Origin of the sequence: Pseudomonas sp. KBN12P06040 (assembly GCF_037574965.1) — a bacterium.
Lineage (GTDB): Bacteria > Pseudomonadota > Gammaproteobacteria > Pseudomonadales > Pseudomonadaceae > Pseudomonas > Pseudomonas aeruginosa.
In genome coordinates, this window is record NZ_JBBELS010000001.1 from 2,393,196 (window position 1) to 2,410,867 (window position 17,672).

Annotated in this window: 16 protein-coding genes; 6 read left to right on the forward strand and 10 right to left on the reverse strand. The window is 68.0% G+C overall.

Annotated elements, in window-relative coordinates; all coding sequences use genetic code 11:
• Together VQ067_RS11330 and VQ067_RS11335 are read left to right on the forward strand one after the other, a co-directional pair.
• Positions 1–234 (forward strand): DUF1127 domain-containing protein, encoded by a 234-nt coding sequence (locus VQ067_RS11330; RefSeq protein ID WP_003090935.1) that lies wholly within the window; start codon positions 1–3, stop codon positions 232–234.
• Positions 235–316: 82 nt separating this feature from the next.
• Complete coding sequence (locus VQ067_RS11335) at positions 317–1,525, forward strand: winged helix-turn-helix domain-containing protein (RefSeq protein ID WP_003110986.1); 1,209 nt, start codon at positions 317–319, stop codon at positions 1,523–1,525.
• Positions 1,526–1,565: 40 nt separating this feature from the next.
• Here the strand turns inward: VQ067_RS11335 and VQ067_RS11340 are convergent, their stop codons facing one another.
• Positions 1,566–2,912, reverse strand: coding sequence for a class II 3-deoxy-7-phosphoheptulonate synthase (locus tag VQ067_RS11340; protein WP_003117352.1), 1,347 nt, complete (start codon positions 2,910–2,912; stop codon positions 1,566–1,568).
• 174 nt (positions 2,913–3,086) lie between these two features.
• Between VQ067_RS11340 and VQ067_RS11345 the strand changes: the two genes are divergently transcribed.
• Positions 3,087–3,836: a spermidine synthase gene (locus VQ067_RS11345; RefSeq protein WP_033984787.1), complete on the forward strand. Its 750-nt coding sequence runs from the start codon at positions 3,087–3,089 to the stop codon at positions 3,834–3,836.
• A 26-nt stretch (positions 3,837–3,862) separates the two neighbouring features.
• Here the strand turns inward: VQ067_RS11345 and VQ067_RS11350 are convergent, their stop codons facing one another.
• The gene (locus VQ067_RS11350; protein WP_003090929.1) at positions 3,863–4,654 is read right to left on the reverse strand and encodes a crotonase/enoyl-CoA hydratase family protein; all 792 of its coding nucleotides are present in this window, start codon (positions 4,652–4,654) and stop codon (positions 3,863–3,865) included.
• Between the two features lie 310 nt (positions 4,655–4,964).
• Here VQ067_RS11350 and VQ067_RS11355 point away from each other — a divergent pair, with 310 nt between their 5' ends.
• Positions 4,965–6,668, forward strand: coding sequence for a DEAD/DEAH box helicase (locus VQ067_RS11355; RefSeq protein WP_003119873.1), 1,704 nt, complete (start codon positions 4,965–4,967; stop codon positions 6,666–6,668).
• A 366-nt stretch (positions 6,669–7,034) separates the two neighbouring features.
• Here VQ067_RS11355 and VQ067_RS11360 read toward each other — a convergent pair whose 3' ends face one another.
• From VQ067_RS11360 to VQ067_RS11385, 6 genes are all read right to left on the reverse strand, one after another.
• The gene (locus VQ067_RS11360; RefSeq protein WP_003109673.1) at positions 7,035–7,805 is read right to left on the reverse strand and encodes a DODA-type extradiol aromatic ring-opening family dioxygenase; all 771 of its coding nucleotides are present in this window, start codon (positions 7,803–7,805) and stop codon (positions 7,035–7,037) included.
• A 90-nt stretch (positions 7,806–7,895) separates the two neighbouring features.
• Positions 7,896–8,867, reverse strand: a complete 972-nt coding sequence (locus tag VQ067_RS11365) for a LysR family transcriptional regulator (RefSeq protein WP_033990836.1) — start codon at positions 8,865–8,867, stop codon at positions 7,896–7,898.
• A 36-nt stretch (positions 8,868–8,903) separates the two neighbouring features.
• A complete protein-coding gene (locus tag VQ067_RS11370; protein WP_003090923.1) occupies positions 8,904–10,343 on the reverse strand; it encodes an efflux transporter outer membrane subunit in 1,440 nt (479 codons plus the stop codon).
• Positions 10,340–11,404, reverse strand: coding sequence for an HlyD family secretion protein (locus tag VQ067_RS11375; RefSeq protein ID WP_052150381.1), 1,065 nt, complete (start codon positions 11,402–11,404; stop codon positions 10,340–10,342). The genes VQ067_RS11370 and VQ067_RS11375 overlap by 4 nt, the downstream gene beginning before the upstream one ends.
• 11 nt (positions 11,405–11,415) lie before the next feature.
• Positions 11,416–13,017: an MFS transporter gene (locus VQ067_RS11380; RefSeq protein WP_034019610.1), complete on the reverse strand. Its 1,602-nt coding sequence runs from the start codon at positions 13,015–13,017 to the stop codon at positions 11,416–11,418.
• 137 nt (positions 13,018–13,154) lie between these two features.
• The gene (locus tag VQ067_RS11385; protein WP_003090919.1) at positions 13,155–14,087 is read right to left on the reverse strand and encodes a LysR family transcriptional regulator; all 933 of its coding nucleotides are present in this window, start codon (positions 14,085–14,087) and stop codon (positions 13,155–13,157) included.
• A gap of 156 nt (positions 14,088–14,243) precedes the next feature.
• On the opposite strand from VQ067_RS11385, the gene VQ067_RS11390 reads away from it, so the two are divergent.
• On the forward strand, positions 14,244–14,690 hold the full coding sequence (locus VQ067_RS11390; protein WP_034019615.1) for a universal stress protein: 447 nt from the start codon (positions 14,244–14,246) through the stop codon (positions 14,688–14,690).
• Positions 14,691–14,745: 55 nt separating this feature from the next.
• Positions 14,746–15,402: a thiopurine S-methyltransferase gene (locus VQ067_RS11395; protein ID WP_033991748.1), complete on the forward strand. Its 657-nt coding sequence runs from the start codon at positions 14,746–14,748 to the stop codon at positions 15,400–15,402.
• Positions 15,403–15,433: 31 nt separating this feature from the next.
• Here VQ067_RS11395 and VQ067_RS11400 read toward each other — a convergent pair whose 3' ends face one another.
• Together VQ067_RS11400 and htpX are read right to left on the reverse strand one after the other, a co-directional pair.
• Positions 15,434–16,561 carry a M14 family metallopeptidase gene (locus VQ067_RS11400; RefSeq protein WP_003130825.1) on the reverse strand — a complete coding sequence of 376 codons (1,128 nt, stop codon included), beginning with the start codon at positions 16,559–16,561 and terminating at the stop codon, positions 15,434–15,436.
• A gap of 140 nt (positions 16,562–16,701) precedes the next feature.
• Positions 16,702–17,577 carry a protease HtpX gene (htpX, locus tag VQ067_RS11405; protein ID WP_003090915.1) on the reverse strand — a complete coding sequence of 292 codons (876 nt, stop codon included), beginning with the start codon at positions 17,575–17,577 and terminating at the stop codon, positions 16,702–16,704.
• Positions 17,578–17,672 lie beyond the last annotated feature (95 nt).

Consider the following 17,672-nt stretch of genomic DNA (forward strand, 5'->3'; position numbering starts at 1 on the left):
ATGAAAGGTCAACAGGATTATTTCGGCAGTCACTGCCACGCTGCATCCCATCCCGCCTCGACCGCTGCGCCGTCGTTGTGGCGTCGCTGGCGGCGCTGGTTGCAGTTGGCCCGCGAGCGCCGGGAACTGCTGAGGATGAGCGACGAAGCGCTGAAGGACCTCGGCCTGAGTCGGGCGGATATCTTCCAAGAGGGCGAGCGGCATTTCTGGGACGACCCGCTGCGTCGGCATTGAGCGAACCGCAGCGGCGCGCCGGGCTGGCGCGGCGGCGGGGGCACGATAGACTCGCAGTCTCCTTCATCGACTGGGGCGCTCCATGAGTCTTTCGCTTTCCCTCGCCGAAGCCCGCCGCCTGGCCCTGGCCGCGCAGGGCTTCGACGGCCGGCGGACGCGCCGCAGCGTGCAGCGGCGGCATCTGCGCGAAATGCTCGCGCGCCTCGGCCTGCTACAGATCGATTCGGTGAATGCGCTGGTGCGCTCGCACTACCTGCCGCTGTTTTCCCGCCTCGGTCCCTACTCCATGACGCTGCTCGACGAGGCAGCCTGGAGTGTCGGCCGTCACCGCCAGTTGTTCGAATACTGGGGGCACGAGGCCTCGCTGCTGCCGCTGGAGCACTACCCGCTGATGCGCTGGCGGATGCGTCAGGCCGCCGACGGCCAGGGCATCTACCAGCAACTGGCACGTTTCGGCCGGGAACAGCAGCCACTGATCCGCCAGGTGTTGCAGGCGGTGCGCGAGCAAGGCGCGCTGGGTGCCGGCAGCCTGAGCACGCGGCAGGAGCGGGCCGGTCCCTGGTGGGACTGGAGCGCGGAAAAGCATGCGCTGGAATGGCTGTTCGCCGCCGGTGAGCTGACGGTGGCCGGACGGCGCGGCTTCGAGCGGCTCTATGACCTGCCGGAGCGAGTGTTTCCCGCGGAATTGCTGGCGCGTCCCGAGCTTTCGGAGGCACAGGCCCAGCGCGAGCTGTTGCGGATGGCGGCGAGCGCCCTGGGCGTGGCCACCGAAAAGGACCTGCGCGACTACTATCGGCTGAGCCCGGCGCAGAGCCGCGCGCGCCTCGCCGAACTGGTGGAGGCTGGCGAGCTGCTGCCGGTCCGGGTCGAGGGCTGGAGCCAGCCGGCCTACTGCCCCGGCGAACCGCAGGTGCCGAGGCGGCTGGGCGCCAGTGCCTTGCTCTCGCCCTTCGACTCGTTGGTCTGGGAGCGGGCGCGGGCCGAGCGCCTGTTCGATTTCCGCTATCGCCTGGAGATCTACACGCCGAAGGAAAAACGCGTGTACGGCTACTACGTGCTGCCATTCCTGTACAACGGCCGTCTGGTCGGCCGCGTCGACCTCCGCGCCGAGCGGGCGCGGGAGCGCCTGGCGGTGCATGCGCTGCATGCCGAGGCGAACGGCATGGACGATGCCGCCCTGCACGAGCTGGCCGAGCAGCTGCGCAGCATGGCCGCCTGGCTGGGCCTGGCGACGGTGGCGATCGAGGGGCGCGGGGAGTTGGCGGTGCGCTTGCGCGGGGTGCTGCTCTAGCGAACGCTCCCGCCGGGCGGCGGGAGCGGCCGCGGCGCGCTCAGCGGCGTACCTGCTTCAGGGTTTCGGCGATCAGGAAGGCCAGTTCCAGCGACTGGTCGGCGTTCAGCCGCGGGTCGCAGTGGGTGTGGTAGCGGTCGCTGAGGCCGTCTTCGGTGATCGGTCGCGAACCGCCGATGCATTCGGTGACGTTCTGCCCGGTCATCTCGATGTGGATGCCGCCGGCGTAGCTGCCTTCGGCCTGGTGCACCTCGAAGAACTGGCGGACTTCGGCGAGCACGCGGGCGAAGTCGCGGGTCTTGTAGCCGCTGGAGGCCTTGATGGTATTGCCGTGCATCGGGTCGGAACTCCACAGCACCTGGCGGCCCTCGCGCTGGATGGCCTGGATCAGGCGCGGCAGGTGGTCGCCGACCTTGTCGGCACCCATCCGCACGATCAGGTTGAGGCGGCCCGGATCGTTGTCCGGGTTGAGAATATCGATCAGGCGGATCAGCTCCTCGCTGTCCATGCTCGGCCCGACCTTGACCCCGATCGGATTGCCTACGCCGCGCAGCATCTCGACATGGGCGCCGTCGAGCTGGCGGGTGCGGTCGCCGATCCAGAGCATGTGCGCCGAGCAGTCGTACCACTCGCCGGTCAGGCTGTCGCGGCGGGTCAGGGCTTCCTCGTAGTTCAGCAGGAGCGCTTCGTGGGCGGTGAAGAAGCTGGTTTCGCGGAGCTGCGGCGCGCTGTCCAGGCCGCAGGCGCGCATGAAGGCGAGGGTCTCGTCGATGCGGTCGGCGAGTTGCTGGTAGCGCTCGGCCAGCGCCGAGTTGGCGATGAAGTCGAGGTTCCAGCGGTGCACCTGGTGCAGGTCGGCGAAGCCGCCCTGGGCGAAGGCGCGCAACAGGTTGAGGCTGGCGGTGGACTGGTGGTAGGCCTGCAACAGGCGCTCCGGGTCCGGCACGCGGCTCTTCTCGTCGAAGCCGATGCCGTTGACGATGTCGCCGCGATAGGCAGGCAGGGTCACGCCGTTCTGCGTTTCGTCGCCGGAGGAGCGCGGCTTGGCGAACTGGCCGGCCATGCGCCCGACCTTCACTACCGGGCAGCCGGCGGCGAAGGTCATTACCACCGCCATCTGCAACAGTACCTTGAAGGTATCGCGGATCTTCGCCGCGGAAAATTCGGCGAAGCTTTCCGCGCAATCCCCGCCCTGGAGCAAGAAGGCGCGTCCGGCGGTGACTTCGGCGAACTGCCGGCGCAGCTCGCGAGCCTCGCCGGCGAAGACCAGCGGCGGGTATCCGGCGAGGGTCTGCTCGACCCTGGCCAGGTGCGCGGCATCGGGGTACTCGGGTTGTTGCTGGATCGGCTTGGCCCTCCAGCTCTCGGGGCTCCAGGACTGGCTCATCTACGACTCTTGGCAATGCTCGGGAAAGCGGATTGCGGCATGGTAGAGCAGCTCGCCGCAGCGCCGCCAGCGATCGTTGCAATAGCGGAAATCCATCGTCGGGCCGGCTTTGCTATGCTGCGGTGCTTTTGCCGGAGCGCCTGGCGATAGCCGGCGAAGCGGCGGGGGAGGTGAGTGGTGAGCGAAGAACGTCTGCTGGTCGAGGAGCGCGACGAATACGGGATCATCCGGGTCATCGAGTCCGGCGACTATCGCTTCCTCGAGTTCGGCGACGGTGTCGAGCAGAGCTGCGTGTTCATGCCCGATCCGGCCTGGCTGGAATACGACTACACCCGCGCCATGCTGCTAGGCGGGCTCTGCCATTCGCAACCGCGTCGCGCGTTGTTCCTCGGTTTCGGCGCCGGTAGCCTGACCCAGGCCTGCCTGCGTCACCTGCCGCTGGAGGAGGCCGAGGCCATCGAGCTGCGCCCGGCGATTCCGCGCCTGGCCCGTGAGCATCTGGGGCTGCGCGACGACCCGCGCCTGCGATTGCGCATCGGCGACGCACTGGAGAGCCTGGGCGAATGCGCGGAGGCCGACCTGATCTTCCTCGACCTCTATACCGATACCGGCCCGTCGGCCGCGCACCTGGCCTGGAATTTCCTCGGCGCCTGCCAGGAGCGCCTCGCCGAGGATGGCTGGCTGGTGATCAACCAGTGGAGCGGCACCGATGGCAAGCCGCTGGGCGCGCCGCTGCTGCGCGGGCGCTATCACCATCATTACTGGGAGTGTCCGGTGGCCGAGGGCAACGTGGTGATGCTGGTGCCGGCGAACCTGGCCCTCGAACTCGACCAGGAAGCCCTGCGGACGCGTGCCGCGGCGCTGGAGCCGCAACTCGGCTATTCGTTGCAGGGCTATATCGACAGCCTGCGCCCGGCCCAGTAGCCAGGGCGCGCGGACAAGGGCCCGGCCTAGCGTCCTTCGAAGCGTCCCGGGCGGCGTTCCTGGAGCGCGCGCAGGCCTTCCTTGGCGTCCTCGCTGTCGAGCAGGCGCCTGGCGGCTTCCGGCAACGCAGCGGCGGCGACCGCTTCGCCTTCCAGCAGGGCCTGGCGCGCCGAGCCGAGGGTGGCGCGCACGCCGAGCGGCGCCTGGGCCGCGACCCGTTCGGCGAGAGCGACGGCGTGGTCGAGGAGGTCTTCCGGGGCGGTGACTTCCTGCACCAGGCCGAGACGATAGGCTTCGTGGGCGTCGAATTCGTCGCCGGTGAGCAGCCAGCGCATGGCGTTGCCCCAGCCGGCGACCTGGTGCATGCGCAGTGTCGCGCCACCGAACGGGAGGATTCCGCGCTGCACTTCGAGCTGGGCGAAGCGCGCGTTGCTGGCGCAGAGGTTGATGTCGGCCGCCAGCATCAGTTCGATGCCGATGGTGTAGCAGTAGCCTTGCACGGCCACCACCAGCGGCTTGCTTGGACGCCGGCCGCCGAAGGTGCCCCAGGGATCGACGGCGCCTTCGGGGAGTTTCCAGCCCTGGCGGAAGGTCTCGCCGACATTGGCCAGGTCCAGCCCGGCGGTGAAATGCTCGCCGTGGGCGAAGAGCAGGGCACAGCGCAACTTGTCGTCGGCCTCGTATTCGCCGAGCGCGGCGACCAGGTCGTCGAGCATCGGCAGGTCGAAGGCGTTGCGCTTGGCCACGCGGTCGAGGCCGAGCAGCAGCAGGTGGCCGCGCCGTTCGCGGCTGATGCGTCCTGGGAGGGTGTCGTTCATGCGGCGGTTTCCTGGCGGGGGGCGGGCAACGTCGGTATAGACGTCTGGAATCGGGATGTCCATTGTCAGTCTCTCCGATGACGCATGTCGGAAAAAACGCACACAAACGTCAAAATTCCGGTATGATGCGCGCCGGTCAAAACTGACCCCGTTCAGGACCTGCATTTTTCGGAGCGCTGTGCTCTGGCTGTGTATCCGCTCTGCGGATTTCCTTTACGTAATCTTCTAATTCAAAAGCAATCTCGCAAATCCCCGCCCCAGCTGCCTGGGTGGCCGTTTCGGCCGTACAGGGCATGAGCAGCCATGGGTCATGGGTCTTTGCGGATGTATACGAGGCAAACCCATGACTCAGGAAACCGTCGGCTTCGCCGCGCTCGGTATTCACCCCAATGTGCTCGCGGCAATCGTCGCCGTAGGCTACGAAGAGCCTTCGCCTATCCAGGCTCAATCGATTCCGCTGATCCTCGAAGGCCACGACATGATCGGCCAGGCGCAGACCGGTACCGGCAAGACCGCCGCGTTCGCCCTGCCGCTGCTGTCGCGCATCGACCCGAGCCGTCGCGAGCCGCAGATGCTGGTGCTGGTGCCGACCCGCGAGCTGGCCCTGCAGGTCGCCACCGCCTGCGAAACCTATTCCAAGCAATTGCCGGGCGTCGGCGTGGTCGCCGTCTACGGCGGCGCGCCCATGGGGCCGCAGCTGAAGGCCCTGCGCCAGGGCGCACAGATCCTCGTCGCTACCCCCGGCCGCCTGTGCGACCACCTGCGCCGCGACGAGAAGCTGCTGGCCACCGTCCAGCGCCTGGTGCTCGACGAAGCCGACGAGATGCTCAAGCTCGGCTTCATGGACGACCTGGAAGTGATCTTCGAGGCGCTTCCCGAATCGCGCCAGACCGTGCTCTTCTCGGCGACCCTGCCGGCGTCCATCCGTGGCATCGCCGAGCGCCACCTGAAGCAGCCCAAGCACGTCAAGATCGCCGCCAAGACCCAGACCGTGGCGCGCATCGAGCAGGTCCACCTGATGGTCCATGCCGACCAGAAGGCCGGTTCGATCCAGCGCCTGCTGGAAGTCGAGCAGTTCGACGCGCTGATCGCCTTCGTCCGCACCAAGCAGGCCACCCTCGACTACGCCGAATTGCTCGAGCGCCAGGGCTACCGCGCCGCCGCGCTCAACGGCGACATGCCGCAGGCCCAGCGCGAGCGGGTCATCGAGTCGCTGAAGGACGGTTCGCTGGACATCGTCATCGCCACCGACGTTGCTGCCCGGGGCCTGGACGTACCGCGCATCACCCACGTGCTGAACATCGATATGCCCTACGACCCCGAGTCCTACGTGCACCGCATCGGCCGTACCGGCCGTGCCGGTCGGGAAGGGCGCGCGCTGTTGCTGGTGACTCCGCGCGAGCGGCGCATGCTGCAGGTGATCGAGCGGGTCACCGGGCAGAAGGTCGGCGAAGTCCGCCTGCCGGATGCCGAGACCGTACTGGAGGCCCGCCTGGCGCGCCTGGCCGCGAGCCTGACGCCCTTGCTCGACAGCGCCGTCGAGCAGCGCGGCGCGGTGCGCGACGAGCTGTGCCGTCGCCTCGGCTGCGATGCCGAGACCCTGGCCGCCGCACTGCTGGCGCGCCTGACCGCCGGCAAGGCGCTGGACCTGGAGTCGGTGCGCCGCGAACAGCCGCTGACCCCATCGGCACCGCGCGAGCGTGCCGACCGTGGCGAACGCGGCGAGCGTCCGGAGCGCAGCGGCGAGCGTCGTCCGATGGCGCCGCCGAGCGAAGGCCGTGCCCGCTGCCGCACCGCCCTCGGCGCGCGCGACGGGGTCGCGGCGAAGAACCTGCTGGGCGCGATCCTCAACGAGGGCGGCCTGTCCCGCGAGGACATCGGCCGCATCCAGATTCGCGATACCTTCAGCCTGATCGAACTGCCCGAGGCCAACCTCGAGCGCCTGCTGACCAAGCTCAAGGACACCCGCGTCGCCGGCAAGGCCCTGCGCCTGCGCCGCTATCGCGAGGACTGAGGTCCAGCGCGATGAACAAAAGCCCCGCTTCGGCGGGGCTTTTTCATGGGCTTGATGTTTGCTGGCCGGGCTGTTTTTCGCGCCTGCCCCGGCTTCTCGTTTCGTCACCCCGGGCGAGCCCCTCTGGCAAGCGTCTAAAGGAAACAAAAGACTCGCCCAGCCGCCAGGGCAGGCACCACGTCGTGCATGCCAGACCTGCACATACCGAAGCCCTGATCCGCCGCCTATCCATGACATCGCGGATAACGCCTATGGCGTTATTCGCGCTACAGGACTATATCGCTCGCGATTTCCTGGCTGCCAGCCGAGTCCACCCAGCTTGCGGCGGGAAGCCAATGCTCTCCGCCAGTCCCACGAGAAGTTCTGTCAATCGAAGCGATAGATATCCATCCCCAACGAGCCCAGGGTAAAGCCGCTGTGCTCGACGCGCATCCCGCCGCCGCCCGCGCCGCGGGCGAAGAACAGCGGCAGCAGGTGCTCGTCGCTGGGGTGGTTGCGCGCCGCCCAGGGCGCCTGCCGGCGGTAGTCGTGAAGCGCGGCCTCGTCGTCGGCCTGGAGCTTTTCCACCATCCAGTCACGGAACTCCCGCGCCCAGGGCGCGATGGCTTCCGGTCCGGCGTGCCAGTCCAGTTCGCCCAGGTTGTGGGTGATGCTGCCGGAACCGATCAGCAGCACGCCTTCCCCGCGCAGTTGGCGCAGGGCCTGGCCGACGCGGCTCTGCAGGGCCGGACCGAGGCGGCTCGGCAGGGACAGCTGGAGCACCGGGATGTCCGCCTGCGGGTACATCAGGCTCAGCGGCACCCAGGTGCCGTGGTCGAATGGTCGCTGTGGGTCGGCCTGGGCCGGCAGGCCGGCGGCCTGGAGCAGTTCGATCGTCCGCTGCGCCAGCGCCGGCGCGCCCTTGGCCGGGTAGCGCACGGCGTAGAGGGGCGGCGGAAAGCCGTAGAAGTCGTGCCAGATATCCGGCGCCGCGGCGCCGGTTACTCGCAGGTCGTCGCTTTCCCAGTGCGCGGAAACCACCAGGATCGCCTTCGGCCGCGGCAGCTCTGTAGCCAGGCGGCGCAGTTGTACGCCGCTGGCGCCCGGTTCGAGGGCGAGCATCGGTGAGCCGTGGGAAATATAGAGAGTCGGTAGCATGATTCACCTCATGACTCGGATGAGCCATGTTCCTCCCTCGATCAATCGAAAACCAGTATATGTTTTTGAGGATACCTATCGATCCAGACGTTAGGTCGCGGTCTCGCGCGCTACGCCGGTTGGGCTTTCCGCCCAGTAGCGCCGATCGTCGAGGATCGCCCGGTCACGCTCGAACGCCAGGGGCAGGCGTTCCCTGAGGAAGTCCACCCAGGTGCGGATCTTGGCGTCCAGGTAGCGCCGCGAGGAGTACAGCACGAACACCTCGCGGACATGCAGTCGATGGCCCGGCAGTAGCCGCAACAGGCTGCCTTCCTGCAGCGCGCGGGCGGCGACGAAGCCGGGCAGCAGGCAGACGCCGAGCCCGGCCGCGGCGGCGGCGCAGGCGGCCTCGGGGAGGTTGACCTTGAGCGCCTCGTCGAGATTGAGCAGCGTTTCGCCGCGTTCGCCGACGAAGACCCAGCCCTGCGGGCAGGACGGCGCGGCCACGTTCAGGCAGCGATGCCGCAGCAGGTCCTCCGGCGTGCGCGGCACGCCATGCCGTGCCAGGTATTCCGGCGCGGCACAGACCACGCTGAACACCTGGCCGAGATCGCGGGCGACCAGGGTCGAGTCCGGCAAGGTTCGGCCGAGGGTGATCAGCACGTCCAGGCCTTCCTCGAGCAGGGCCGGGGTGCCCTGGGCCAGCGTGAGGTCGACGGAGACGTCCGGGTGGCCGTCCAGGTAGTCCACCAGTAGCGGCATCAGGTGCTCGAGGCCCAGTTCGGTCACCGCGTGGAGGCGCAGGCGACCACTGGCGTGGGACTGGCTGTCTTCGACGTCCGCCGCGGCGGCGGCGACCGTACGCAGGATCTGCTTGCAATGCTCGTAGTAGCGCAGACCGCTTTCCGTCACCACGACGCTGCGCGTATTGCGTTGCAGCAGGCGCGCCGAGAGCGCCTGTTCGAGCCCGGCGACCTGGCGCGAAACGGTCGCCGGAGAGGTGCCCAGCGCCTGGGCGGCCTGGGTGAAGCTGCCGTGCTCCACCACGCGGACGAAGGTCCGGATACCGTGCAGCAGGTCCATTTCCAACTCCTTCGCCGGTCCGCGCCCGGCGTCGTCTCAGCCCGACGCCGGGTCGGACGTTGGGCTCCAGCCGCCGCCCAGCGCCTTGTAGAGGTTGACCAGGGTCAGAGACACCGCTTCGTCGCTGGCGACCTGCTGTTCCTGGTTGTCCAGCAGTTGCCGCTGGCTGTCGAGCACGCTGAGGAAGTCCACCGCGCCGGCGCGGTATTGCTCGCGGGCGCTCTGCAGGGCGCGGCGGTTCTGCGCCACGGCTTCGCCGAGGCGCTCCTGGCGGCGCTGGTTGGCGGCGTAGTCGTGCATCGCGTCGTCGACTTCCTGCCAGGCACGCAGCACGGTGCGCTGGTAGTCGATGGCGGCTTCCTGCTGCTGTGCCTCGCGTAGCTCCAGGCGTCCGCGCAGGCGTCCGCCTTCGAAGATCGGCAGGCTGAACGCCGGGCCGATGGCGAACTGGCGATGGTCCCAGTCGCCCAGGCTGGACAGTTGCAGGGATTCGAAACCGAAGTTGCCGTTGAGCGTGATGCGCGGATAGAAGTCCGCCTTGGCCACGCCGATGCTGGCGGTAGCGGCGTGCAGGCGCGCTTCGGCACGACGGATGTCGGGGCGGCGCTGGGCCAGTTCGGACGGCAGGCCGACCGGCACGCTGCCCGGCGGACGCGGAATCTCCCGCGCCGGGCCGAGTTCGGCGAGCAGGCTGCCGGGGCTGGCTCCGACCAGGTAGCCAAGGGCGTTGACCAGGTGCGCCTGGTTCTTTTCCACCTCGGGCAGGCGTGCCTCCATGCTGGCCACCTGGGCCAGCGCCTGGGCTACCTCGAGGTCGGTGGCGACGCCGTTGGCCAGGCGCGTGCGGGTGAGTTCCAGGCTGCGCCGTGCGGTCTCGAGGTTGTCACGGATGATCGCCGCACGGCTCTGTTCGCCGCGCAACTGGATATAGTCGCGCGCGGCTTCCGCCAGCACCGAGACCTGCACGTCGCGCAGTTCGTTCTCGCTGGCTTCCACCGTCGCGTCGGCGGCTTCCAGCTCGCGTCGCACGCGGCCCCAGAAGTCCAGCTCCCAAGAGGCGTCGAAGCCGGCCAGGGCGTGGTTGTAGTTGCCTTTGCCGGCCTTGCCGGAAGGATCGAACAGGCCGGCGCTGGTGGTCCGCTGGCGCTGGTAGTTGCCGCTGGCGTCCACCGAGGGCAGGGCGTCACCGCCGAGGCTGCGACGGATCGCGCGGCTCTGCTGCAGGCGCGCCGCGGCGCTGCGCAGGTCGAGGTTGGCACGCTGGACCCGTTGCAGCAGGGCGTTCAATTGCGCGTCGTCGAACAGCGTCCACCATTGTGCTGCGAGTGGCGCGGCGGCGAGGTGGCTGGGGTTGCCGGCAGCGGCCTGGAGCGACCAGTCGCCGGGCGCAGGGCGGTCCGGGCGGGTGAAGTCGGGGCCGAGGCTGCAGGCGCCGAGCGCAAGGCTGGCAATAAGCAGGAGCGGAGTGCCTTTCATTGCTGGGCGACCTCGGCGGAGTGGGTGCCGGTCGCGGTGTCGATCCGTGCTTCCACCGACATGCCCACACGCAACTTGCCCGCCATGGCCTGGCGCGGCTCGAGAACGATCTTCACCGGGATCCGCTGGACCACCTTGGTGAAGTTGCCGGTGGCGTTGTCCGGGGCGATCGGCGCGAAGCTCAGGCCGGTGGCCGGGGCGATGCTGTCGACATGGCCGCGCAGAACCTCGCCGGGGAAGGTATCGACGCGGATCTCCACGGCCTGTCCGGGAGAGACGTGGGTCAGTTGGGTTTCCTGGAAATTGCCGACCACGTAGGCCTGCTGCAGCGGCACCACCGCCAGCAGCGCGCTGCCCGGCGTGACATAGGCGCCGACGCGCAGTTGGCGGCGGCCGACCAGGCCGTCGAAGGGCGCGCGGAGTTCACAGTAGGAGAGGTCCAGGCGGGCCTGGTCGCGTCGCGCCTGCATGCGTTGCAGGTCGCCACGGGCCTGGCCGACGCGGGCTTCGAGGACGCTCACCTGCTTGCGCGTGGCATCCACCGCGGCCTGGCCCTCGGCCAGCCGGGCGCTGGCGGTATCGATCCGCGATTGCGCCTGCTGGGCGTTCTGCAGGCTGCCGGCGCCCTTGCTGGCGAGGGTCTGGTAGCGGCTTTGCTCGTGACGGGCGAAGACCAGCTCGGCCTGCTCGGCGCGGACCTTGGCCCGCGCCTGTTCGATCATTGCCTGCTGGCGTTGCAGGTTGGCCTCGGCATTGGCCAGGTTGGCCTCGGCACCGAGTACGTCGGCCTCGGCGGCGGCCAGGGCGGTGCGGAAGTCGCGGTCGTCGAGGCGGGCGAGCAACTGGCCGGCCTTGACCGGCTGGTTGTCCTCGACCAGGACGTCCTGGACGAAGCCGGCGACTTTCGGCGCGACCAGGGTGAAATCGGCGTGCACATAGGCGTCGTCGGTGCTCTGCACGACCCGTGGGGCGAGCAGGTGGAACAGCAGGTAGACCAGTAGGATCAGGACCAGCAGGGCGGCGAGCAGCAGGCTGCCCTTGCGCGAAGTGATGAACGACATACAGCGACCTTTCAGTGTGTGGGAGCGACCGGGCGGGGCGGGTAGGCCCGTTGCGGCAGGATCGGAATCAGGATCAGCAGGGCGCAGGCCAGGCCGGTCATCGCCAGCAGCACGTCGGCGTTGCCCAGCACCTGAGCCTGTTGGCGGGCCTGTTCGGCCAGGTGCTGCCAGTGCGCGCCGGAGTCGGCGCCCGGTTGCAGGCCGGCGATCTGTTGCAGGCGCAGTTCGACGGCCTGGGACGCATTGCCCAGGTGATCCACCAGGCGGTTGGAGTGGTAGTGCTCGCGGGCGGTGCCGAGGGCGCCGATCACCGCGGTGGCGACTACCCCGGAGAAGCCGCGGACGGTGTTGAACCAGGCTGAGGCGAAGGGCCCCTCGATGGGCGCGATGACGCTGGTGGAGAGCATCAGCAGCGGAATCACCGCCATCGGCTGGCCGACCACCAGTAACAGCATCGGCAGGTAGAAGTCCTCGCGCACCCAGTCCGCCGTCAGTTGGCTGAAGCTCAGGCAGGCACCGGCGCACAGGCACAGGCCGCAGGCCAGCACCCAGCGGCAGTCGACCCGCGGGATGTTGCAGAGGGCCGCCACCAGCGGCAGCGCGACGAGCTGCGGAAGAGCCACCAGCAACACCATGGGTACGCTCTGCAGGGGGCGGTAGCCGCGGATTTCGGCGAGGAATTCGGTCGGCACGCCCATGCTCGCGCCGAGCACCACCAGCACGCCGGCCAGGGTGATCAGGGCGAAGGTCAGGTTGCGCCGCTTCAGCAACTGCAGGCGGAAGAACGGCAGCGGGTGGCTCCATTCGTTGACCAGGAACAGCCCCAGCAGGAGGCTGCCGCTGCCCAGCAGCAGGCAGATCAGCGGCGACTCGAACCAGTCCAGGCGTTCGCCTTGCAGCAGACCGATCACCAGGGCGCAGATCGCCGGGAAACCGGTGAGCAGGCCGATGCCGTCGAACTGGCGGAAGCGTTCCAGGCGCACCGGGTCCTGGGGCAGGCCATGGGACACCGCGGCCATCGCCACCAGGCACAGCGGAATGACCTGCCAGAACACCCACTGCCAGCCGACGTATTCGAACCAGAACGCCGCCAGCGGCAGGCCCAGGTTGGGCCCGAAGGTCGCGGTGAGGGCATAGGCGCCCAGGCCGTAGAGCTTTATCCCCGGCGGCAGGAAGCGTAGCGCCACGGTCATCAGCATCGGCGGCAGGCAGCCGGCCATCAACCCTTGCAGGGTGCGCAGGACCAGCAGGCTCTCGAGGTTCGGCGCGAACGGACAGAGCAGGGCCAGCAGGGCGAAGCCGCCGATGGCGAAGAGCGTGAAGCGGCGCAGGGAAAAGGTCACCGAACACCAGGGCGCGAATGCCATGGCGGCGACCTGGGTGGCTTCGTAGAGCACGGTCAGCCAGGTGCCTTCGTCATGGCCGATGGCGAGTGCGCCGCGCACATCGGTCATGGCGATCTCGGTGACATGACCATTGAGACCGGCGGTGAGCGAGGCGAGCAGCACGCCGAGCAGGCCGACCACGATGCGCGCGCCGAAAGGCTGGGCGGCGGGGGCGGCGGGGGCTGCGGTTGGCGTCGGCTGGCCGAGCGGGGTGGCGAGCGAAGTCATCGCGACCTCGCTACGGCGAGGGTGGGGAAACAAGGCATGGGCGGAAACTCTTCTGATTTCCGCCGCAGTCTAGGGGCGTCTAGATAGTGTGAAAATTGAAATGATCGAAATGAATCAGTGCGTTTTACGCATCTATATCAGTTGGAGCCCAGCAGCGGATGGGGATCGTTCTGCACTTCCTCGCAAAGCCGCTTGACCGTTTGCCGGAACCAGCGGTGCGCGGGATCGTTGTCGAAGCGTGGATGCCAGGCCTGGACCACCATCACGGTCTTCAATGGCACCGGGATGTCGAACTGGCGCAGGCCCAGGCCCAGTCGGTTGGCCCGCCACAGGGAGTGCTCGGCGATCGGCAACAGCAGGTCGGAACCGGGCAGGGCGAAGATCGCCGAGTGGAAGGTTGCGCAGACCAGCTTGACCTGGCGGGTCACCCCCAGCTCTCCCAGGGCTTGGTCCAGCGGGCCGTGGTGGAGTCCGCGGCGCGAGACGCTGATGTGGGGGAAGGCGGCGAAGCGCTGCGGGGTGATGTCGCCGTCGAAGATCGGATGCCCCTGGCGGGCCAGGCCGACGAAGCGGGTGGTGAGCAGTTGCTGGGTCTTGACCTCGGGCTCCATCCAGGACGAGGCGCCGATGTAGAGGTCGATGCGGTTCTGCCGCAGGGCTTCGTCGTCTATGTCCGATTCCGGGGCGAAGCGCAGGGTACAGCGTGGCGCTTCCTTGCTGAAGATTTCCAGTATGCGGGTGGCCAGACCGCCGACCAGGGTGTTGTTGGAACGCAGGGTGAAGCAGCGCTCCAGCTTGTCCAGTTGGATGGTCTCGCGGGTGTTGAACAGGTCGCGGGCCTGATCCACCAGTTGTCGGACCTGCTCCTGCAGTTCCAGGGCGCGGGGCGTGGGCACCAGCTTGCGGCCGGCGCGGACCATGATCGGATCGCCTACCGCCTCGCGGATCCGTGACAGGGTACGGCTCATCGCCGGTGGGCTGAGGTGCATGCGGCGCGCGGCTCCGACCACGCTGCCCTCTTCGAGAAGAACGTTGAGGGCGACCAGGAGATTCATATCGGGAAGATGCATGGAGTGGAAGTATAAGCATCCTTTAGTGCGCAAGGTGCAGTCTTTTGCTCTCCCAGGCGTGCGTTCGCTGCATTGCTGGATTGCGTCCGCGATGCCTTTACGCGCGCCGGTGGCTACCGAAGAATGCCGGTGTACGCCCTGTCCGAGGATTTGCCGATGTTCCATACACTCCTGGTCGCCATCGACGGCGGCCCGCAGACCCGTCGCATTGCCGAGCTGGCGCGGCAGGCCGCCGCGCCGGGCGCGCGGGTCCACCTGCTGTGCGCGGTGGACGCCGGCTATGCGTTGCCGGGCCGGCCGACGCTGCTCGACTATCCGCCCGCCGCGCACGAGTGCGAAGAGGCCCAGCAGGTGCTCGACGAGGCCCGTGCGCTGCTAGCCGGGTGCGAGCTGGAGGTACGGGCCGAGCTACGCGCCGGCGACCCGGTGCAGGTGATCCTGGGCGAGGCGCGGCGCCTGGGCTGTGAGCTGATCGTCATCGGCCATCGGCACCTGGGACGGCTGGAGCGCCTGCTCGATCCTTCAGTTGGCGACCGGGTGATCCGCGAGGCGCCGTGTCCGGTGCTGGTGGAAGTGCGCGAGGAAGATGCGCAGGGGAGTTGACCTGCCGGCCGATTGTCGCCACCTTGCGGGTTTTTCCACGAATGCGGAGGGCAGGATGCAGGCGGATTTTTGGCACGCCCGCTGGGCGAACAACCAGATCGGCTTCCATCTGGACGAGATCAATCCCTACCTGATGCGCCACCTGTCGCGGCTGCGATTGCAAGCGGGCGAACGGATCCTGGTGCCGTTGTGCGGCAAGACCCTGGACCTGGCATGGCTGGCCGCCCAGGGGCTGGAGGTGCTGGGGGTGGAGCTTTCGGAAAAGGCCGTGAGCGACTTCTTCGAGGAGCACGACCTGCGCCCCGAGATCGATCAACTGGGTGGTTTCCGCCGCTACCGGGTCGCCGGCATCACCCTGCTGCAGGGTGATTTCTTCGCCTTGCAGGCAGAGCACCTGGCGCAGTGCAGGGCGTTCTACGACCGCGCCGCGCTGATCGCCCTGCCGCCGGAGATGCGCGAGTGCTATGCCGGGCATCTCCAGGCGGTCCTGCCGACGCGCAGCCTCGGCTTGCTGGTCACCATCGACTACCCGCAGGCGGAGATGGCCGGTCCGCCGTTCGCCGTGCCCGACGAGGAGGTGCGTGGCTACTACGCTGGCGGTTGGCGGATCGAGGAACTGGAGCGTGGCGACGTGCTCGGCGTCAACTGGAAATTCCTCGAGCGCGGGGTGTCCTGGCTGAACGAGGCCGTCTACCTGCTGGAGAGAGGCTGAAACGGGGCGCCGCGCGGGGCCCCGTCCATTTTCAGCGGAGTTCGTCGACCAGCACCGCAAGGGTGCTCAGGACGTCCTGGCCGAGTCGCTTGGAGCGGGCGCCGGACCAGCCGGTCGCGGGCTCCGGGTTGTCGTCGTGGTCCTTGAACGGCATCTCGATGGTGAACGCCAGGCAGTCGTAGGTCTGCCCGACGAAGTTGCAGGCCAGCGCCAGGTTGGCCTGGCCCGGCGCACTGCGTGGGTAGCCATGGCGGATCTGGAATTCGCCGCGCGCCATCAGTTCCTCGCGGAAGCGTTGCTCGAGCCGTTCCAGGCGGGGCGTATAGCCCGGGTTGCCCTCGCAGCCGGCGGCGAACACATGAGGGATTTCCTCGTCGCCGTGGATGTCGAGGAACAGGTCGACGCCATGGCGCTTCATCTCCTGCTGGACGAACCAGACTTCCGGGCTGCGCTCGGCGCTCGGCTCCAGCCAGGCCCGGTTGAGATCCTGGCCGGCGGCGTTGGTGCGCAGGTTGCCGTGGAACGCGCCGTCCGGGTTCATGTTCGGCACCAGGTACAGGTCGGCCTTTTCCAGCAGGCGCTGCATTTCCGTGTCGTCCGGCCGCTGCAGGCGCTCGATCAGGCCTTCCATGAACCATTCGGCCATATGCTCGCCGGGATGCTGCTGGGCGATGACCCACAGCTTCAGGTGGCTGTCGGGATGGCGCCTGACCCGCAGCAATTCGATGTCGCGGCCTTGCACGCTGGTGCCGACGGCGAGCCGTTCGACGCCCTCGATGCCGAGCGCACGTTCGACCAGGCGGGCATGCCGTTCGCGGCTGTAGGGCTCGAAGTAGGCGAAGCGGACTTCGCTTTCCTCCGGTTCCAGCTGGAAATGCAGGCCGTCGGCGTCGTATTGCGACGGTACGCGGAACCAGCGTTCGCCATCGTACGAGGCGACTGCCTGGTAGCCGCTCCAGGCATGGCTGTAGGCCGACTGGCCGGCGTTGACCAGGGTGAAGCGGTGCTCGGTGGCGGCAGCCATGCCCTCGACCTTGAAGTGGAACCACTGGAAATGCTGGCTGGCCAGGTCGGGACGGATCGCCAGGCGGATCCGGCGGGGATCGCTGGCATCGATGACCTGGATGTTGCCGCTGTCGAAATCGGCGCGGATCTGCATGGGAACCTCATCGGGCGAAATCACGGACCCGCATGTTCCGGGGCTGGCCCGCGGCTGTCAAAGCGACCATGGATAGGTGGCTTTCCCGGGCATAAAAAAAGGGCGACCGATGGTCGCCCTGTCCCAAGTGTGAAAGCGGATCAGCGTGCGCTGGCGCGCAGCGCTTCGATACGATCTTCCAGCGGCGGGTGGCTCATCAGCAGGCCGGCCAGGCCGTGCTTGAGGCCGCCATTGATGCCGAAGGCGTTCAGGGTGTCGGGCATCTGCACCGGCACGCCCTGTTCCGAACGCAGGCGTTGCAGCGCGGCGATCATCGCGCCGGTGCCGGCCAGGTGGGCGCCGGCGGCGTCGGCGCGGAACTCGCGGCGGCGCGAGAACCACATGACGATGATGCTGGCGAGGATGCCGAGCACCAGTTCGGCGAAGATGGTCGCGACGAAGTAGCCGATGCCCGGGCCGTCCTCGTTCTTCAGGATCGCCTTGTCGACGAAGTTGCCGAAGATTCGCGCGAAGAACATCACGAAGGTGTTCACCACGCCCTGGATCAACGCCAGGGTGACCATGTCGCCGTTGGCGACGTGGCCGATCTCGTGGGCGAGGACGGCTTTCACCTCATCGGGCGAGAAACGTTCGAGCAGGCCCTGGCTGACCGCGACCAGCGCGTCGTTCTTGTTCCAGCCGGTGGCGAAGGCGTTGGCCTCGTAGGCGGGGAAGATGCCGACCTCCGGCATCTTGATGCCGGCCTCGCGGGACAGCTCTTCGACGGTCTGCAGCAGCCACTGTTCGTGACGGGTGCGCGGCTGGCTGATGACTTCGGTACCGGTGCTCATCTTCGCCATCCACTTGGAGATGAACAGCGAGACCAGCGAACCGGCGAAACCGAACACGGCGCAGAAGACCAGCAGGCTGCCGTAATTCTGGCCGGTGAAGCGGTCCACCCCGAGCAGTTTCAGGGTGATGCTGGCAATCACCAGGACTGCCAGGTTGGTGGCCAGGAACAACAGGATGCGCATCATGGTGTAAAGCTTCTCCTCACGGCTGAAGGCACGGAGCGCGGTTCGCAGGCCGCCGGGGCGGGCGAACGGGCTCCTGATAATCATGCGGGGTTATA

Excerpts from the sequence above, each read along its gene's own strand:
- VQ067_RS11330 (WP_003090935.1), top strand. The coding sequence starts at position 1 with ATGAAAGGTCAACAGGATTATTTCGGCAGTCACTGCCACGCTGCATCC.
- VQ067_RS11335 (WP_003110986.1), top strand. The coding sequence starts at position 317 with ATGAGTCTTTCGCTTTCCCTCGCCGAAGCCCGCCGCCTGGCCCTGGCC.
- VQ067_RS11340 (WP_003117352.1), bottom strand. The coding sequence starts at position 2,912 with ATGAGCCAGTCCTGGAGCCCCGAGAGCTGGAGGGCCAAGCCGATCCAG.
- VQ067_RS11350 (WP_003090929.1), bottom strand. The coding sequence starts at position 4,654 with ATGAACGACACCCTCCCAGGACGCATCAGCCGCGAACGGCGCGGCCAC.
- VQ067_RS11355 (WP_003119873.1), top strand. The coding sequence starts at position 4,965 with ATGGGTCTTTGCGGATGTATACGAGGCAAACCCATGACTCAGGAAACC.
- VQ067_RS11360 (WP_003109673.1), bottom strand. The coding sequence starts at position 7,805 with ATGCTACCGACTCTCTATATTTCCCACGGCTCACCGATGCTCGCCCTC.
- VQ067_RS11365 (WP_033990836.1), bottom strand. The coding sequence starts at position 8,867 with ATGGACCTGCTGCACGGTATCCGGACCTTCGTCCGCGTGGTGGAGCAC.
- VQ067_RS11370 (WP_003090923.1), bottom strand. The coding sequence starts at position 10,343 with ATGAAAGGCACTCCGCTCCTGCTTATTGCCAGCCTTGCGCTCGGCGCC.
- VQ067_RS11375 (WP_052150381.1), bottom strand. The coding sequence starts at position 11,404 with ATGTCGTTCATCACTTCGCGCAAGGGCAGCCTGCTGCTCGCCGCCCTG.
- VQ067_RS11380 (WP_034019610.1), bottom strand. The coding sequence starts at position 13,017 with ATGACTTCGCTCGCCACCCCGCTCGGCCAGCCGACGCCAACCGCAGCC.
- VQ067_RS11385 (WP_003090919.1), bottom strand. The coding sequence starts at position 14,087 with ATGCATCTTCCCGATATGAATCTCCTGGTCGCCCTCAACGTTCTTCTC.
- VQ067_RS11390 (WP_034019615.1), top strand. The coding sequence starts at position 14,244 with ATGTTCCATACACTCCTGGTCGCCATCGACGGCGGCCCGCAGACCCGT.
- VQ067_RS11395 (WP_033991748.1), top strand. The coding sequence starts at position 14,746 with ATGCAGGCGGATTTTTGGCACGCCCGCTGGGCGAACAACCAGATCGGC.
- VQ067_RS11400 (WP_003130825.1), bottom strand. The coding sequence starts at position 16,561 with ATGCAGATCCGCGCCGATTTCGACAGCGGCAACATCCAGGTCATCGAT.
- htpX (WP_003090915.1), bottom strand. The coding sequence starts at position 17,577 with ATGATGCGCATCCTGTTGTTCCTGGCCACCAACCTGGCAGTCCTGGTG.